The following is a 16774-nucleotide window of genomic DNA, read 5'->3' as shown; positions in this document are numbered from 1 at the left end:
TCCTTCTGGGGTGTCAGTCGAGTGAGTGGCGCAGGACATGGGCGAGTTCGTCGACCCCCGGGTCCCGCAGGAGCCCGTAGTGGTCGGTGTCCAGGCGGACGACGGTGGCCGGGCCGGCCACGAGGGCCGGGTCGCGTTCGACGAAGGACTCCTCGTCGCCGCGGGCCGCCAGGACGGTGACCGGGGCCGCGACGGGCCCCGGCGCCGGCGTCCAGCCGTACGTGCGGCAGGCGACGCGGACGACGCGGCGGACGGTGGCGGGGGCGAGGCCGGGGAAGTGGCGCAGCACGAACCGCGTGAAGCCCTCCTCGTCGGTGCCCTCGCGCAGACAGGCGTCGAGCAGGGGGCCGTCGGTGCGGCCGGCGAAGACGGAGTAGAGGACCGTGCGGAACGTCCGGTCGCCGAAGTCGGCCCCCGCGGCCGTCCAGGACGGCGGGCCCGGCAGCCTCGGTGACCCGGGCGCGAGGAGGACCAGGCGGTCCACCTCCTCGCCCGCCCGCTCCAGCAGGCGGGCGGCGGCGAAGGCGACCCGCGCGCCGAAGGAGTACCCCCACAGCGTGTACGGGCCCTCCGGCTGCACCCGGCGCAGGGCGCGCACGTCGGCCGCGGCCATCTCCTCCAGGCCGTCGTGGGGGATCTCGCCCTGGTTGAGGCCGTACGCCTGGACCCCGTACAGGGGGCGGGAGCCCGGGGCCTCGGCCAGCCGGGAGGCGAGCGGCCGCAGGTTCATGGCGTAGCCGCCGAGGCCCGGCCAGCACAGGACGGGCCGCTCCCCGGTGCCGCCCCGCCCCGGGGACGCGGCCCGGTGGCCCCGGGCGAGGGGCACCAGCCGGGGCGGCGGGGCCGTGTCGGCGATGCGTGCGGCCAGGCGCTCCACCGTGGGTGCGGTGAACAGCACCTGAAGCGGCAGGGAACAGCCGAACTCCCGGTTGATCCGGTGCACCAGGGACACCGCGACCAGGGAGTTGCCGCCGCACTCGAAGAAGTCGTCCCGGACGGAGACCGTGTCGCGGTGCAGGGCCGCCTGCCACAGCGCGCACAGGCGGGTCTCGGTGTGGGTGCGGGGCGGTACGACGGGCCGGGCGTCCTGGGCCACCGCGGTGTCCGCGAGTGCGGTGAGGGCCCGGACGTCCAGCTTGCCGTTGGCGGTGTGCGGGAGCCGCTCCAGGACCAGGAGCCGGTTCGGGACCATGAACTCCGGCAGCCGGGCGGCCAGGTCCTCCTTGACCAGCTCGGCCGGGCCCTTCATGTGGACGGTGTCCTCGGCCATGCCCTCGTGCGCGATCTGGTCGTCGCTCACCCGGCCGCCGACGCAGAAGTACAGGGGACCGGTGGGCAGGCCGAGACCTTCGAGCAGGCCGGTCATGCGACGGGCGGCGGGCAGGTCGCGGCCCGAGCGCGAGCTGTAGCCGGCCGGCATGAAGCCGAGGCCCGCCGTGTTGTGCTGGAGGTGCTGGAGGGCCCGGCCGAGGTTCACGTAGCCCGGTTCGTCCCCGGGGGTGTGGGCGGTGAAGGTGACGCCGAGGGACGCCCGCCGGTAGACCTGCTGGTTGATGGCGATGACGTGCCGTCTCAGCACCAGCTCGTCCGCGATCCGCTCCAGGCGCCCGGCGCGGTGGCGGTACTGGCCAGGGCGCAGCCCCGTCCCGCTGCCGGGGTGGATCTGGACGTGGACGTCCACGCGGTCGCGCCACTCGGGGCGGGCGCCGGGTTCCGCGGGGACCAGGGCGTAGGAGCCGAGGAAGGGGTCGTCGCCGGCGCCGCCGCACCGGTCGCGGGCCCGCGGGTCGTGGGGCAGCGTCCGCAGGCCCAGACCGTACGCGGGCAGGACCTCGTCGAAGAGGCCGAGCAGGTGACCGGCCTCGATCTCCAGGACCTCCTGGACGTTGGTCTTGTAGACCGGTTCGATGGCGGACCGGCGGCCCACGAGGTGGAAGGTGACGCCGGGTGCCGCGCCCGTGTCCCGGTCCGGGCGGACGAGGACCAGCCGGTGGCGCAGCGGGTGGTAGTAGTACAGGCCGGGGGCGAGGCCGGGCAGGCCGCCCGTGACCTCGGCGTGGAGCTGGGTGGCGTACAGCGATCCGGGAGACGCGTAGGCGTACTTGGGCAGCAGGCGTTCGGCGCTGGTGTGCGGGCCGAAGTTCCGTAGGATGGCGCCGAGTTCGGTGAGCGTGAGCCGGCCGGGCGGGCGCGGCGGGGCCGGTGGCACCTCGCGGGAGAGCGCGGCGAGGACGTCCCGCTCGGTGGGCGCCCCTCCCTCGTAGAAGCGGTAGGTCTTGCGGGCGAAGGCACGGCGGCGCTGTGCGGGTGTGGCCTCGGCGCCGGGCAGGGCCACGGACCGGGCCCCTTCGAGGTCGTCGCGGACGCCGGGCGCCGCCAGTTGTGCCCGGACCTGGAGCCGGGAGTCCTTCGAGAGGTGGTGCTCGCCGAAGGTGCCCTGGTCCATGAGCGCGGCCTCGCGCGGGCTGAGTTCGAGGCAGGCGACGAGGTGCCGGAATCCGGTGCGGGGGTCGTCGCGGACCAGGACGGCCGCGTTCTTGACCCAGGTGTGTGCCTCGATCGCCAGGCGTATCTCGTCCAGTTCGATGCGGTGGCCGCGCAGTTTGACCTGGTTGTCGGCGCGGCCCGTGAACTGCAGGGTGCCGTCGGTGTTCCAGTGGGCCAGGTCGCCGGTGCGGTAGAGCCGGTCGTGCGGCGCGGGGTGCGGCGAGGGGACGAAGCGCTCCGCCGTCGCGTCCGGGCGGTGCAGGTAGCCGCGGGCCAACTGTACGCCGCTGATGTGCAGTTCCCCGGTCTCGCCAGGCGGGACCGGGCGGCCCCGGTCGTCCAGGACGTGGTGGCGCAGGCCCGGTACGGGGCGGCCGATGGGCACCGACCGCGGGCCGTCCGGGAGGGAGAGGGCAGCGGGGTCGACGGTGTGCGCGCAGGTGTTGATGGTGCATTCGGTGGGTCCGTAGAGGTTGACCAGGGTGCAGTGCGGCAGGGTCCGGGCGCAGTGCAGGGCCAGTTTCCGGGACAGGCTCTCGCCGCCGCTGAACATCTGCCGCAGAGAAGTGCAGCGGCGCACGTCCGGGTGGTCGAGCAGGGCGGCGAGAAGAGTCGGGACGCATTGCAGCGTGGTCACCGAGTGCGTCACGATCTCGTCGATGACGCGGCCCGGGTCGCGGTGCGCGCCGGCCGGGGCCAGTACTGTTCCGGCGCCGCACGCGGGGGCCAGGAATTCCCATTGCGCCGCGTCGAAACTGAGGGGGGTCTTCTGCAGGACGACTTTCCCGGGGCCGATGCCGAACGCGCTCTTCAGCCACCTCATCTGATGGACGACGGCGCGGTGCTCGATCATCACGCCCTTGGGGCTTCCGGTGCTTCCCGAGGTGTAGATGACATAGGCCAGGCCGTCCGGATCCGGTGGCGGAAGCGGAATGTTCCGCGTGTTCTCGTCGAGGTTCTTCCGGAATTCCTCCGCATCCTTTTCCGTGACGAGGCGGACCCCGTTTCCCGCGAGTTCCCGGGCCCGGTCGAGCAGTTTCTCCTCGGTGTGCAGGACGGTGATTCCGGAATCCTCGATCATGGTGCGTACGCGGTCGTCCGGATAATCCGGTGACAGGGGCAGATAGGCGCCGCCCGAGCGCAGGACACCCCAGACCCCGATCGCCTGCCGTAGCCCCGCACCGGTGAACAGGCCGACGCAGGTGTCCTTGCCGACCCCGAGAGTGCGCAGGTGGAGCGCCTGGTAGTGGGCCGCCTCGGCCAGTTCGCGGAACGTCAGGGTGTCGTCGCCGTGGACGACCGCGACGGCGTCGGGCCGGGTCCGCACCTGGATGCCGAGCAGTCCGGTCAGATCGCCGACGCCGGCGGATTCCGCGCTTCCGGCCGATTCGGTTCCGGTTCTCCCGGTGTGGTTCACCGTATTCATTTCTCCCCCATCCGGTGCCGTTTCGCCGCCTCGGGCGAAAGAAACTATGGGTTCGGACCGCAGATCTTGGCAAGGGCCGGTTCCCGGTGTGCCCGCCACGACGGAATGGGGCCTATGTCCCGGTTCGGGTGTTATGTATCCCCGCACTGTGTGCAGTGCGGGGACCCGAGCTATCGAACGGGTGGCCACCGCACCCCGCGGACCTGCACAATTCACTGCGTCAATGGGGGAGGGCATTCTCATGCAACAGAATTCACATTCCGAAGCAACCATCGAAGACCTGCGCGCGGAACTCGACGCGATCGACAGGCAATTCCTCGAAACCCTGCGTTCCCGCATCGAGAAGTGCGTCGAGATCGGCCACTTCAAGCGTGAGCACGGCGTGCCGATGATGCAGCCGCAGCGCATCGGCGTCGTGCAGGAGAGGGCCGCGCGCTACGGCGCGGAGCACGGCATCAGCCAGGAGTTCCTGCGCGCCCTCTACGACCTGGTCATCGCCGAGACGTGCCGCGTCGAGGACGTCGTGATCGCGGGGCGCCCGGCATGAGAACACTGCTCATAGACAACTACGACTCGTTCACCTACAACCTCTACCAGCTTCTCGGCGAGGTGAACGGCCTGCCGCCGGTCGTCGTCAGGAACGGCGCCGACTGGGACACACTGGACCTCACCGCGTACGACGCGATCGTCGTCTCGCCGGGCCCCGGACACCCGGGCCGGGAACGGGACTTCGGCATCAGCGCCCGCGCCGTCCTGGAGAGCGGTCTGCCGGTGCTCGGCGTGTGCCTCGGCCACCAGGGCATCGCGCACCTGTTCGGCGGCGAGGTGGGGCTCGCCCCGCAGCCCATGCACGGCCGTGTCTCCGCCGTGCGCCACACCGGCGTCGACGTCTTCAAGGACCTGCCGAGCCCCTACGACGTCGTGCGCTACCACTCCCTGGCCGCGACCCGGCTCCCCGACGAACTGGAGGCCATCGCCTGGACCGAGGACGGCGTGGTCATGGGCGTGCGGCACACCTCGCTGCCGGTGTGGGGCGTCCAGTTCCACCCGGAGTCCATCAGCAGCGAGTACGGCCGCGAACTCCTCGCCAACTTCCGTGACCTGGCGCTGGCCCACGCGGGGGCGAAGGACGGCCGCCGGCCTCGCGCCTACACCGTGCACGTGCGCACCGTGGCGGTGGAACCCGACACCGAGGCCGCCTACCGGGAGCTGTTCGCCGCCGGGGAGCACGGGTTCTGGCTGGACAGCGGTGCCGTCATCGACGGCCTGTCCCGCTTCTCCTTCCTGGGCGACGGCGGCGGTCCGCTCGCCGAGTACGTCGACTACCGGGTCTCCGACGGCTTCGTCACCGTGCGCTCCGGCGGCACGGAGGAGATCGTCGAACAGAACTTCTTCGAGTACCTCGACGAGCAGCTCGCCCTGCGCCGGGTGCCCGTACCACCGGGCCTGCCCTTCGAGTTCAACCTCGGCTACGTCGGCTACCTCGGCTACGAACTGAAGGCCGAGGCCGGCGCGCAGGCCGTGCACAAGGCCGAGACCCCCGACGCCGCCCTGCTCTTCGCGGACCGGATGCTCGCCGTCGACCACGCCGAGGGCGTCAGCCACCTGCTCGCGCTCTCCCTCGACGGCGACACCGCGGAGGCCGGGCGCTGGCTCGACGAGACGGAACGGCGCCTGCGCGCCCTGCCCGCGGCGAGCGGCGCGACACGGGATGGGGACGCGCCGGCCGCGCTGTGCGGGGGCATGACCGCGCCCGAGGCCGTGCCCGTGACCCACCCGCGGCACGACGAGGAGGCGTACCTCGCGCGGATCGCCGAGAGCCTGGAGGAGATCCGGCAGGGCGAGACGTACGAGGTGTGCCTGACCAACACGGTCACCATGGACGTCGCGATCGACCCGCTGACCACGTACGCCGAACTGCGCAGGATCAGCCCCGTCCCCTACGGCGCGCTGCTCGACTACCCCGGGATCGCGGTGCTCAGCGCCTCCCCCGAGCGGTTCCTGACCATAGGCACCGACCGGGTCGCCGAGTCCCGGCCGATCAAGGGCACCCGCCCGCGTGGCGCCACGCCCGAGGAGGACGAGGCGCTGCGGCGGGACCTGCTCGGGCGGGAGAAGGACCGCGCCGAGAACCTGATGATCGTGGACCTGATCCGCAACGACCTCAACGTGGTGTCCGAGGTCGGGTCGGTGCACGTGCCACGGCTGTTCCACGTGGAGACGTACGCGCCCGTGCACCAGTTGGTGTCCACCATCCGCGGCACCCTGCGCCACGGCGAGTCGGCGGTCTCCTGCGTCCGCGCCGCCTTCCCCGGCGGATCGATGACCGGGGCGCCCAAGCTGCGCACGATGGAGATCATCGACCGGCTCGAAGAGGGCCCGCGCGGCGTCTACTCGGGGGCGCTCGGCTGGTTCGCCCTGAGCGGCGCCGCCGACCTGAGCATCGTGATCCGCACGCTGGTCGCCACCGAGGACCGGGTCGACTTCGGCGTCGGCGGCGCGATCGTCTCCCTGTCCGACCCCGCCGAGGAGTTCGAGGAGACCGTCGTCAAGTCGCGGGCCATGGTGACGGCGGTGCTGCGCACGGCCCTCGACCGCAACGCGGCGCCGGAGCGCTCGCGGAGCACGTCGTGATCAGGCGGGCGGCGGTCGTCGGCGGGGCCGGCGCGGTCGGACGCCTCCTCACCGGGCGGCTGCTCGCCTCCGGCGCCGAGGTGACCGTGATCGACACCGCCGCGTCCCACGACGCCCCCGGCGCGCGGTACGTACGCGGCGACATCACCGCACCCGGCTTCCGGGTCGGCGCCGAGGTGGGCCACGCCGACCTCGTCGTCCTCGCCCTGCCGGAGACGGCGGCCCTGGCCGCGGTGCCGGAGGTGGCGCGCGAACTGCGCCCCGACGCCGTGCTCGTGGACACCCTGTCCGTCAAGCAGCCGATCACGCGCGCCGTCCGTGACGCGGCGCCCGGCGTCCAGGCCGTCGGCCTCAACCCCATGTTCGCGCCCTCGCTCGGCTTCGAGGGCCGCCCGGTCGCGGCCGTCGTCGGCCACGACGGGCCGCGCGCCGGGGAGGTGCTGCGCCTCGTGGAGGAGTGGGGCGCGCGGATCGTGCGCGTCGGCGCGCGGGAGCACGACAGGATCGCCGCGGCCGTGCAGGCGCTGCCCCACGCCGCGGTCCTCGGCTTCGGACTCGCCCTGCGCGCCCTCGACGTGCCCGTCGCGGACGTGGCCGCCCTCGCGCCGCCGCCCGCCAACACCCTGCTCGCCCTGCTCGCCCGGATCACCTCCGGTTCCCCGGAGGTGTACGGGGACGTGCAGGGGGCCAACCCCGAGGCGGCAGCGGCCCGTTCGGCCCTCGACGAGGCGCTGCGGCGGCTCGCGGAGGCCACCGGCGACGCCGCCGCGTTCACCGCGCTGCTGGCCGACGCCCGCGCCGCACTCGGAACCGGCCTCGACCACCACCGGGACACCTGCGCCCGTCTCTTCCAGCACGTCTGAGGCGCGCCCGCGCCTCCCGCACACCCCGGAGCCCGCACGGCACTTCGGCCCGCCCGGCACACGACCCGGGCCCGCCCGGCCGGGCCCCGCACCCCTTCGCATCGACGTCCGAACCGGAACACCGAAAAGGTGCCTCATGACCACATTCGCCCCGACCGTCCTCACGCCGGAGCAGCGCGCGGCCGTGGCCGCCGACAGCTCGATCGGCGGCGGCAACCTGCTGCGCAAGGCCCTCGCCGTGAACCCGCGCCCGGACGTGCCGTTCATCCACGCCACGCGCCCCATCGCCACCCCGGACGGCGGGTCCGCGCAGGACTTCAGCCTCGCCGAGTTCGACGCGCTCGCCCAGAGCTGGTCGGCCTGGTACCGGGAGCAGGGCGTGCGGCCCCGGGACCGCGTCGCCGTCTGGTTCGAGGACTCCATCGCCTACTCCCTGCACTTCTACGCCCTCGCCCAGATCGGCGCGGTCGCCCTGCTCGTCAACTCCAACGCCTCGCGGGCCATCGCGGTCTCCCTGATCGAGCAGACGACACCGGTCGGCCTCTACGCCGACCAGGACCGCGTCGACCTGCTCGGCCCCGCCGCCCGGGAACTGCCGAGCCTGCAGTGGATCCGGTCCGCCGCCGAGCTGCCGGCGCCGCCCGCGGCGACCCTGCCCGAGGACGCGTACTGGAACCACCACGACGACGACCCGGTCGCCCTCCTGCACTCCTCCGGGACCACCGGCCGGCCCAAGCCCACCATCCACACCCACAAGTCGATCGTCTCGGGACCGAAGTTCCGCCTGGTCGACCACGAGGAGCAGCCGGGCGCCCTCATGATGACCGCGCTGCCCCAGTCGCACCTGGGCTGCGTCGCGTACACCGTGTACGCGGTCCTCGGCGGCACCCCGATCGTCGCGCTCAGCGACCGCAGCGGCGGCGAACTCGCCGCGGCCGTCGGGCGGTACCGGCCCACCTCCGTGATGTCGTTCGCGCACGGCTACGCCGAGCTGGCCGCCATCGACCCGGAGCCGGGCTCGCTCGACTCCGTCGACGCGTGGGTGTCCATCGGCGACGCCGTGCACCAGGCGCACATCACCAAGGTCCTGTCGATGCGCGGCGAGGGCCTGGCGCCCGCCCTCTTCTTCGACCGGCTCGGCACCACCGAACTCGGCTGGGGCGTCCTGCTGAAGGTCCGCACCCTGGACACCGAGCGCAACGACCGCTGCGCCGGCAAGCCGGTCGGCGTCGCCGAGGTCACCATCCTGCGCACGGACGGCAGCGAGGCCGACGACAACGAGGTCGGCCACCTCGCCGCCAAGGGGCCCGCCATCACCCCCGGCTACTGGGCCGACTCCGACACCACCTACCGCTTCAAGCTGGGCGGTTACTGGCTGCCAGGCGATATGGCATACCGTGACGAGCATGGCGACTTCTTCCTCGTCGACCGCGCCGCCGACGCCATCGAGACCGAACACGGCACCGGCTATTCGGTGTTCATGGAGGAGGTCGTCCTCAACGACGTGCCCGACACCGGCGACGTCGCGGTGATCGCGGGCCGCAAGGCCGGGCGGGTCGTCCCGGTCGCCGTGGTCACCGCCGCCGGCGCCGACCCGGACAAGCTGCTCCTCCAGGCCAACGAGGCGCTGCGGGCCGCCGGCCACCCGCCGCTCGGCCTGCTGGAGATCGCGCGGAGCGAGGCCGACTTCCCGGTCGGCGTCACCGGCAAGGTCCTCAAGCGGCAGCTTCGGGACAAGTACGCGGACCTGACCGCCTACCTCGCCGCCGCCGACGGCAAGGTCCTCGCCGCCACCGCCGAGGTGACCGCGTGACCGAGACCCGCGTCCCGAAGGTCGACTTCTACTTCGACCCGGCCTGCCCCTTCGCCTGGATCACCTCCCGCTGGATCACGGAGGTCGCCCGGCTGCGCGAACTCGACCTGCGCTTCCGGCTGATGAGCCTGTACGTGCTCAACGAGGGCCGCGAGCTGCCGGACTGGTACCGCACCCTCGTCGACAACTCCCTCGCGCTGAACCGGATCTGCACGGCCGCCGCCCAGGAACTCGGCGAGGAGGTCCTGGCCGGCCTCTACACCGAACTCGGCACCCGCATCCACAACGGCGGCGACAAGGACTACCGGGCCGTCGCCGCCCGGGCCGTCGCCGCCCTCGGGCTGCCGGCGTCGCTGCTCGACGCCGCGGACGACGACGCGTACGACGAGTCCCTGCGCAAGAGCCACCACGAGGGCATGGACCCGGTCGGCGAGGACGTGGGCACCCCCACGATCCACATCGACGGCGTGGCCTTCTTCGGCCCCGTCCTGAACTCGATCCCCCGCGGCGAGGAGGCGGCGAGACTCTTCGACGCGGCGCGCACGCTGGCGGGCCACCCCGACTTCTTCGAGCTGAAGAGGACGCGTACGGGGTCGCTCCGCTTCGACTGAGGCCCGGCCGAGTCCGGGCCGGGGCGCCGGGGGCGGCGCGGCGCCGCGCCGCCCCCGGCACCCGCCGCTCACGACCCCACCGGCACCCGTACCGACAGAGGAAGACGTGACCACCAACGAGCCGAATCCCCAGACCGTGCAACCGGACGCCTTCGTCCTCACCGGATCCTTCCTGGTCGTGTGCCGCGCGCCCCTGTACCTGGAGGAACTGGCCCGGCGCGGGCTGAGGATCCTGCTCGTCACGCCGTCCGCGTGGCGGACCGAGGCCCTCGCCGCGTCCCGGGACCCGGCCCACCCGGCCGCCCTCGTCGACGAGTTCGCCTTCGTCGACGGCGACGTCGCCCGCGACAACTCCTACCTGCCCGGCGTACTCACCGCGGCGCGGCGCTGGCGGGAGACGTACCGGATCGTGGGCGCCTACGCCGTCGGCGAGACCCAGGTGGAGCCGACCGGGCTGCTCGCCGACGCCCTCGGCGTCCCCACGCCGGGGCTGCGCGCCACCCGGGCCTGCCGCAACAAGTACCTGCAGCGCTGGTACCTGCCCGAGTTCGCCCCCGTGTCCCTGACCGTGCCGCCGCAGGAGCGGGCCCTGCTCGACACGGAGGCGGTGCCGTACCCGGCCGTCGTCAAGCCCGCCGCCCGGCACTCCAGTTCGGGTGTGCGGACCGTGGCGGACGCCGACGCGCTGCGGTCGCTGCTCGACACCTACCCGGACCACGAGACCGTCCTCGTCGAGGAGAAGGTCGCCGGGCAGGAGTACTCGGTGGAGTCCCTGGTGCAGGACGGGCGCGTCCTGTTCGCCTCCGCGACCCGCAAGGACACCACCGACTCCCACGCCCGCACCTTCGTCGAGCTGTCCCACACCGTGCCCAACGACCGGCCCGCCCACGACGCGGTGCTGCTCGACGCCAACGCGCGCACACTCGCCGCGCTCGGCTTCCGGGACGGCGTGGCCCACGCGGAGTGGCGCATCGACGCGGGGGGACGGCCGTACCTCATGGAGGCCGCGGCCCGCACGCCGGGCGACGGGCTGTGCGTGCTGTACGAACTGGCCACCGGGGCCCCGCTGGAGCCCGAGATCGTCCGCATCGCCCTCGGCGAGCCCGCCTCCTACCCGGCACCGGCCCGGGTCGCCCGGCAGGTCTACCTGGAACACCCGCCCGGCGTGCTGCGCGACGTCACCGTGGACGGCTTCGGCACCGAGCCCGTCTGGGTCGGCGACGGCGGCCTGTGGCCCCGGATCGCGCCCGGGGCCGCCGGCGAGGCGCCCGCCCTGCGCGCCGTCCTCGTGCACAAGGACCGGGGCGCCCGCCTGACCGAACTGAGCGACTCCGAGGACCGCGCCGTGTCCTTCTTCATCGACGCGCCGACCGTCGCCGAACTCGACGCCCTGGAGGAGCGGGTGCGCGCCGCGATCACCCTCGACGTCGAACCCGCGGCGCCGCCCGGCGTCACGCACGTCCTCGTCGGCTACAGCCCGGTCATGCTCGCGAAGCTGGACACCCGCCTGCCCGCCGGGTCGGTCCTCGTCCTGGAGGAGCCCGCCGTCATCGCGGCACGCGGCCTCGCGGGCCTGCCCGAGCGGCACCCGTCCGTGGCCGCGCTCGTCCCCGCGCCGACCCAGGACGAGGCGCACCCCGAGCGGATCGCGGACACCGTGCCGCGCCCCGAGCGGGTGCGCGCGGTCGTCCCGGTCGTCGAGTACGCGGTCGTCACGGCGGCGGCGCTCGCCGAGGCGTGGGGCCTGCCCGGCGCGGGCCCCGACGCCGCCCGGATCCTGCGCGACAAGGGCCGGCTGCGCGCCGCGCTCGACGGGTCCGGGGTCGCGCAGCCCGCGTGGGCGGTGGTCGACACCGCCGCCGACGTGGCCGCGTTCCGGGACGCGCGGGGCGGCGAGGCCGTGCTCAAGCCCGCCAACCGCCAGGCCAGCCTGGGCGTCCAACTGCTCGGCCCGGCCGACGACGTGGCCGCGGCCTGGCGCCACACCACCGCCGCCGACGAACCCACACTGCGCGCCGCCTACCCGGACGCCGCCCGCTTCCTGGCCGAACAGCGGCTGCGGGGAGCCGAGTTCAGCGTCGAAGCCCTCGTCCACGAGGGCGGGATCGGCTTCGTCAACATCACCGCCAAGCGGGTCCAGGACTCGCGGTACCCGGTCGAGACGGGCCACACGGTGCCCGCCGACCTGCCCGCGAGCACGGCCGACGCGCTGCGCGACGGCCTGGCCCGCATCGTGAAGACCGTGGGTTTCCGCACCGGCGTCCTGCACTCCGAGTGGATGCTCGCCGGCGACGGACGGCCGTACCTGATCGAGTGCGCGGGCCGGCTGCCCGGCGGCGCCATCACCGTGCTGATCGACCTCGCCCACGACACCGACATCCTGGCCGGTCTGCTGAAGGTCCTGGAGGGCCGCGGCCCCGCCGACCCGCTGCCCGTGCGGCGCGGCGCCGCCGTGCGCTTCCTGACCGCGCCGGCCGGCCGCGTCGACGGGATCGACGGCGCCGAGGAGGCACGGGCCGCCGAGGGCGTGCGGGAGCTGCACCTGGCCGTGGAAGCGGGCGCCACCCTCGGCCCGGTCACCAGTTCCTGGGAGCGGGCCGGGTTCGTCGTCGCCACCGGACGGGACGGAGCCGAGGCCGCCCGCCGCGCCGAGCGGGCGCGGGATCTGATCACGGTGCGCACGACGGGCGCGGAGGGGGAGCGCTGATGCGGCTGCCGACCTGGCGCGACTACGTCCCGGCCACCTCCGGCGGCCGCACCTTCACGGTGATCTCGCTCGTCAACGCCATCGGCACGGGCCTGTACCTGGCCGCGTCCGCGGTGTTCTTCGTGCGCGCGGTCGGCCTCACGGCGGCGGAGGTCGGCACCGGCCTCGCGATCTCCGGCGCGGTCGGTTTCCTGGCCACGGTGCCGATCGGCGCGGCCGGCGACCACTTCGGCGCCCGGCGCACGCTCGTCGCGCTGCAACTGTGGCGGGCGGGCGGGTTCGTGGCGCTCTGCTTCGTGCACGACGTCGTCGGCTTCACCCTCGTCTCGTGCGCGCTCGCCACGGCCGAGGCGGCGACCCAGCCGATGACGCAGGCGGTGGCGTCGGCCACCGTCGCGGGCAGCGACCGCACGCGGACCATGGCCATCATCCGCACGGTCCGCAACGCGGGCTTCTCGCTCGGCGCCCTGCTCGCGGCACCGCTGCTCGCCGCCGACGGCGTGTGGACGTACCGGGCGATCGTCCTCGGCACCGCGACCGCGTTCCTCGCCTCGGCCCTGATGCTGGCGCGGCTGCGCATCCCCGGCGCCGACCGACCGCAGGCCAAGGTGGCCCCGCTGACCGCCGTACGCCGCTTCCGCGACTGGCGCTACGGGCTGCTGACCGTCCTCAACGGCGCGCTCAACCTGCACGTGACGATCCTCTCCGTGGGCCTGCCGCTGTGGGCGCTCGCGGCCACCGAGATGCCGGCCGGGCTGCTGCCGGGCCTCGTCCTGATCAACACCGTGCTGTCGATCGTGCTGCAGGTCCCGGTCGCCAAGGCCGCCGAACGCGAGGGCGGCGCGGTCCGCGCGCTGCGGCTGGCCGGGATCGCGATGGTCCTGTGCTGCCTCGCGCTCGCCGCCGCGAGCGGACCCTCGGCCGCCTGGGCCGCGGGCGCGCTGCTCGTCCTCGGCTGCGTGCTGCTCACGTTCGGCGAGATGTGGCAGGCGACCGGCGGCTGGGACCTGAGCTACAACTACGCGCCCGAGGACCGCAAGGGCATCTACCTCGCCGTGTTCAGCCTCGGCGGAACCGGGCAGCGCATCGTCGGGCCGGTCCTCGTCACGGCCGTGGTGACCGCGGCGGGGCCCGCCGGATGGTTCGGGCTCGCGGCGGTGTTCGCCGTGGCGGCCCTCCTCGTCGGTCCCGTGACGCGGCTGCTCGGCCCCGTCGGCCCCGTCACGCCTGCCGAGGCCACGGGCGCGACCGACCCCGCCGAGGCCACGGGCGCCGCCGACGCCACCGAGCCCGCCGCGCCTCCCGTGGAGGCCGCCGCGCCCGCCGCGCCGGCGCAGGACGCCGGCCCCGCCCCGGTGCCCGACGCCGGCACCGTACCCGTCGAATCCACCGAAGGAGGCACCCGATGACGACCGCGACGCCGGGCCCCGAAGGCCCGTACGACACCAGGGAACTGCTGCTCGTCGGCGTCGGCGTGATGGGCCGCCCCTACCTGGAGGCCGCCGCCCGGCTCGGCCTGCGCGTGCGGGCCGTCGAGTCGGCCGCCGCCTGGGACGGCCGCCCGCTCCACCTGGCCGAACGCTTCCACCGGGTGGACGGCGCCCACGACGAGTCCTGGGTGCGCGCCGTCACCGAGGCCGCCGCCGAGGGCCCGCCCGACGGCCTGATCGCCTTCGCCGAGCCGCACGTCCTCGCCGGCGCGCTCGCGCAGGAGCGGCACGGACTGCGCGGCCCCTCGCTGCACGCGGCCGTCGTCTCCCGCAACAAGGCGCTGCAACGGGCCACGTTCGCCGCCCACGGCGTCCCCCAACCCGGCCACGTGCACGTCGGCTCGGTCGCGGACGCCCGTCAGTGGATGCTCGGCCGGCTGCCGGTCGTCGTCAAACCGCTCACCCTCGCCGGCAGCCGGGGCGTCGAGCTGGTGAGTGACGCGGCGGCCGTCGACGAGGTGATCGCCCGGCGCGCCGCCGAGGGCGGGGTCCTGGTCGAGGAGGCCGTCGAGGGCCCCGAGTACAGCTGGGACGCGCTGCTGCGGGACGGCGAGGTGCTGTTCTCGAACGTCACCGCGAAGGAGACCACGCCGCCGCCGCGCTTCGTCGAACTGGCCCACCGCTGCGGACACCGCTTCGAGGGCGAACTCGCCGCACAGGTCGAGGACTTGACCACCCGTGTGTGCGCGGCCGCCGGGATGCGCACCGGACTCGTGCACCTGGAGTTCAAGGTGGGCGCGAGCGGCCCCGTCCTCATCGAGATCGCCGTCCGCACGCCCGGCGACTACCTGCCGGACGCGATCGGCCGCACGTACGGCTTCGACCTGTACGAGGCCATGGTGCGCCTCGCCACCGGCCTGCCCCTCGCCCCCCTGCCGCGGCGGCCGGTGTCGTACGCGGCCACGGTGTTCCCGACCGCGGAGCCCGGCACGATCCGGGAGATCACCGGCACCGAGGAGGTCCTCGCGCACCCCGCCGTGGTGCGGGTCAGGCTCCGCAAGGGTCCCGGGGACACGGTGCTGCCGCTCACCTCGTCCGGCCGGCGGCTGGGCCACGTCCTGGTCGACGCGGCCACGCCGGGCGAGCGCGAGGACGCCCTGAAGTTCGTGCGGGAGACCCTGCGCGTCCACGTCGACCCCGCCGGCCGCGGCGCGGCGAACTGAGACGGGGAGGACGCAGCCATGGTGAACCAGGTACGCACCCGCCCCTTCGCCACGTCCGTGGAGGACCTCGTCGGCGACACCCCCCTGCTCCGGCTCACCCTCGACGGGCTGCCCGCGACGGCCCGGGTCCTCGCCAAGCTGGAGTCCGCCAACCCGCTGTCCAGCATCAAGGACCGGGTCGCCCTGTTCATGCTGCGTGCCGCGCAGGAGTCCGGCGCGCTCGCGCCCGGCGCCACGGTCATCGAGTCGACCTCGGGCAACACCGGGATCGCCCTCGCCGCGCTCGCCGCCGCCGACGGCCACCCGTGCCGGATCGTGCTGCCCGACAACGCCTCGCGCGAGCGCGTCCTCACCCTGCGGATGCTCGGCGCCGAGGTGGAGTTCACCGACCACGCGCTGGGCTTCGCGGGCTGCGTCGAGCGCGCCGGGCAACTGCACGCCGGGACGCCGGGGTCCTGGTACGCGCGCCAGCACGAGAACCCCGACAACGTCCGCGCCCACTACGAGACGACCGGCCCCGAGATCTGGCACGGTGCCGGCGGCCGGGTGGACCACCTGGTGTGCGGGGTCGGCACCGGCGGCACCCTGACCGGCTGCGCCCGCTACCTGCGCGAGCGGAACCCGGACCTGACCGTCGTCGCCGTGGAACCCGCGGGCTCCCCGCTCCTGTCCGGCGGCGAGCCGGGTCCGCACCGCATCCCCGGCCTCAACGGCGGCTTCATCAGCCCCGTCACCGACGTGGACCTCGTCGACGAGGTGATCGTCGTCGGCGACGAGGACGCCGCCGCCACCACCCGCGCCCTCGCCGCCCGCACCGGGCTCCTCGTCGGGATCTCCTCGGGCGCGGCGGCGTACGGCTGCCTCGAACTCGCCCGCCGGCACGACCTGACGGACGCGGTCGTGGCGACCGTGTTCCCCGACAGCGGCGAGCGCTACCTGAGCTGGTGGCCGGGGACGGAGCCCTCCGGTGAGCGCTGACGCCTCCCGCGAGGGACTGCTGCGACGCGCCCGCCAGGTCCTCGACGTGGTCGTGGCCCGCGACCCCTCCACCCGTTCCCGGCGCGAGGCCCTGCTGCACCCGACCGTGACCGCCCTGCTCGGCCACCGGGTGGCCCGCCGGCTGTACGGGCGCGGCCACTTCGCCACCGCCCGCCTGGTCTCCGTACTGGCGAAGGGCCTCACGGGCGGCATCGAGATCCACCCCGGGGCCCGGATCGGGCGGCGCTTCTTCGTCGACCACGGCGCCGGCGTCGTGATCGGCGAGACGGCGGTCATCGGTGACGACGTGTCGCTCTTCCACCAGGTGACACTGGGGTCGCGCGGATGGTGGCACGACAGGGAGCAGGGGCTCGCGGACGGCCGGCGCCGGCATCCACGCCTCGGCAACGGGGTGACGGTCGGGGCCGGGGCGACGCTGCTCGGACCGATCACCGTGGGGGACGACGCGCTGATCGGGGCGATGGCGCTCGTCACGGCCGACGTGCCGAAGGGCGGCAAGGTCCGGGCCGCCGTCCCCGGGGCCGCGCCCTGACCGCGGCGGGCGCCGGGGACGGCGGCCCGCGCCTTTTGTGCCGCTAACG

Annotated in this window: 11 protein-coding genes; 10 read left to right on the top strand and 1 reads right to left on the bottom strand. The window is 74.2% G+C overall.

Annotated elements, in window-relative coordinates; all coding sequences use genetic code 11:
- Nucleotides 1-13: 13 nt before the first annotated feature.
- Complete coding sequence (locus VM636_RS05590) at nucleotides 14-3904, bottom strand: amino acid adenylation domain-containing protein (protein WP_234312607.1); 3891 nt, start codon at nucleotides 3902-3904, stop codon at nucleotides 14-16.
- A gap of 250 nt (nucleotides 3905-4154) precedes the next feature.
- Here VM636_RS05590 and VM636_RS05585 point away from each other — a divergent pair, with 250 nt between their 5' ends.
- The 10 genes from VM636_RS05585 to epsC all read left to right on the top strand — a co-directional run bounded on the left by VM636_RS05585 (nucleotide 4155) and on the right by epsC (nucleotide 16725).
- Nucleotides 4155-4460, top strand: a complete 306-nt coding sequence (locus tag VM636_RS05585; protein WP_030420696.1) for a chorismate mutase family protein — start codon at nucleotides 4155-4157, stop codon at nucleotides 4458-4460.
- Complete coding sequence (gene pabB, locus VM636_RS05580; protein ID WP_030420697.1) at nucleotides 4457-6547, top strand: aminodeoxychorismate synthase component I; 2091 nt, start codon at nucleotides 4457-4459, stop codon at nucleotides 6545-6547. Before VM636_RS05585 ends, pabB begins: the two co-directional genes overlap by 4 nt.
- The gene (locus tag VM636_RS05575) at nucleotides 6544-7410 is read left to right on the top strand and encodes a prephenate dehydrogenase/arogenate dehydrogenase family protein (protein ID WP_030420698.1); all 867 of its coding nucleotides are present in this window, start codon (nucleotides 6544-6546) and stop codon (nucleotides 7408-7410) included. Before pabB ends, VM636_RS05575 begins: the two co-directional genes overlap by 4 nt.
- Nucleotides 7411-7546: 136 nt before the next feature.
- Nucleotides 7547-9223 (top strand): class I adenylate-forming enzyme family protein, encoded by a 1677-nt coding sequence (locus VM636_RS05570; protein ID WP_037858359.1) that lies wholly within the window; start codon nucleotides 7547-7549, stop codon nucleotides 9221-9223.
- Nucleotides 9220-9834, top strand: coding sequence for a DsbA family protein (locus VM636_RS05565; protein WP_338483658.1), 615 nt, complete (start codon nucleotides 9220-9222; stop codon nucleotides 9832-9834). Before VM636_RS05570 ends, VM636_RS05565 begins: the two co-directional genes overlap by 4 nt.
- A gap of 106 nt (nucleotides 9835-9940) precedes the next feature.
- Nucleotides 9941-12541 carry an ATP-grasp domain-containing protein gene (locus VM636_RS05560; RefSeq protein WP_338483656.1) on the top strand — a complete coding sequence of 867 codons (2601 nt, stop codon included), beginning with the start codon at nucleotides 9941-9943 and terminating at the stop codon, nucleotides 12539-12541.
- Nucleotides 12541-13950 carry an MFS transporter gene (locus VM636_RS05555; RefSeq protein WP_338483654.1) on the top strand — a complete coding sequence of 470 codons (1410 nt, stop codon included), beginning with the start codon at nucleotides 12541-12543 and terminating at the stop codon, nucleotides 13948-13950. The genes VM636_RS05560 and VM636_RS05555 overlap by 1 nt, the downstream gene beginning before the upstream one ends.
- Nucleotides 13947-15194, top strand: coding sequence for an ATP-grasp domain-containing protein (locus VM636_RS05550; RefSeq protein WP_051821375.1), 1248 nt, complete (start codon nucleotides 13947-13949; stop codon nucleotides 15192-15194). The genes VM636_RS05555 and VM636_RS05550 overlap by 4 nt, the downstream gene beginning before the upstream one ends.
- A gap of 18 nt (nucleotides 15195-15212) precedes the next feature.
- A complete protein-coding gene (locus tag VM636_RS05545) occupies nucleotides 15213-16172 on the top strand; it encodes a cysteine synthase family protein (protein ID WP_030420704.1) in 960 nt (319 codons plus the stop codon).
- Nucleotides 16162-16725, top strand: coding sequence for a serine O-acetyltransferase EpsC (epsC, locus tag VM636_RS05540; protein ID WP_051821376.1), 564 nt, complete (start codon nucleotides 16162-16164; stop codon nucleotides 16723-16725). The genes VM636_RS05545 and epsC overlap by 11 nt, the downstream gene beginning before the upstream one ends.
- The last annotated feature ends 49 nt before the right edge of the window (nucleotides 16726-16774 follow it).

Origin of the sequence: Streptomyces sp. SCSIO 75703 (assembly GCF_036607905.1) — a bacterium.
Classification (GTDB): Bacteria; Actinomycetota; Actinomycetes; order Streptomycetales; family Streptomycetaceae; genus Streptomyces.
This window is presented reverse-complemented; position numbering and strand designations above follow the sequence as displayed.

Excerpts from the sequence above, each read along its gene's own strand:
- VM636_RS05585 (WP_030420696.1), top strand. The coding sequence starts at position 4,155 with ATGCAACAGAATTCACATTCCGAAGCAACCATCGAAGACCTGCGCGCG.
- pabB (WP_030420697.1), top strand. The coding sequence starts at position 4,457 with ATGAGAACACTGCTCATAGACAACTACGACTCGTTCACCTACAACCTC.
- VM636_RS05570 (WP_037858359.1), top strand. The coding sequence starts at position 7,547 with ATGACCACATTCGCCCCGACCGTCCTCACGCCGGAGCAGCGCGCGGCC.
- VM636_RS05555 (WP_338483654.1), top strand. The coding sequence starts at position 12,541 with ATGCGGCTGCCGACCTGGCGCGACTACGTCCCGGCCACCTCCGGCGGC.
- VM636_RS05550 (WP_051821375.1), top strand. The coding sequence starts at position 13,947 with ATGACGACCGCGACGCCGGGCCCCGAAGGCCCGTACGACACCAGGGAA.
- VM636_RS05545 (WP_030420704.1), top strand. The coding sequence starts at position 15,213 with ATGGTGAACCAGGTACGCACCCGCCCCTTCGCCACGTCCGTGGAGGAC.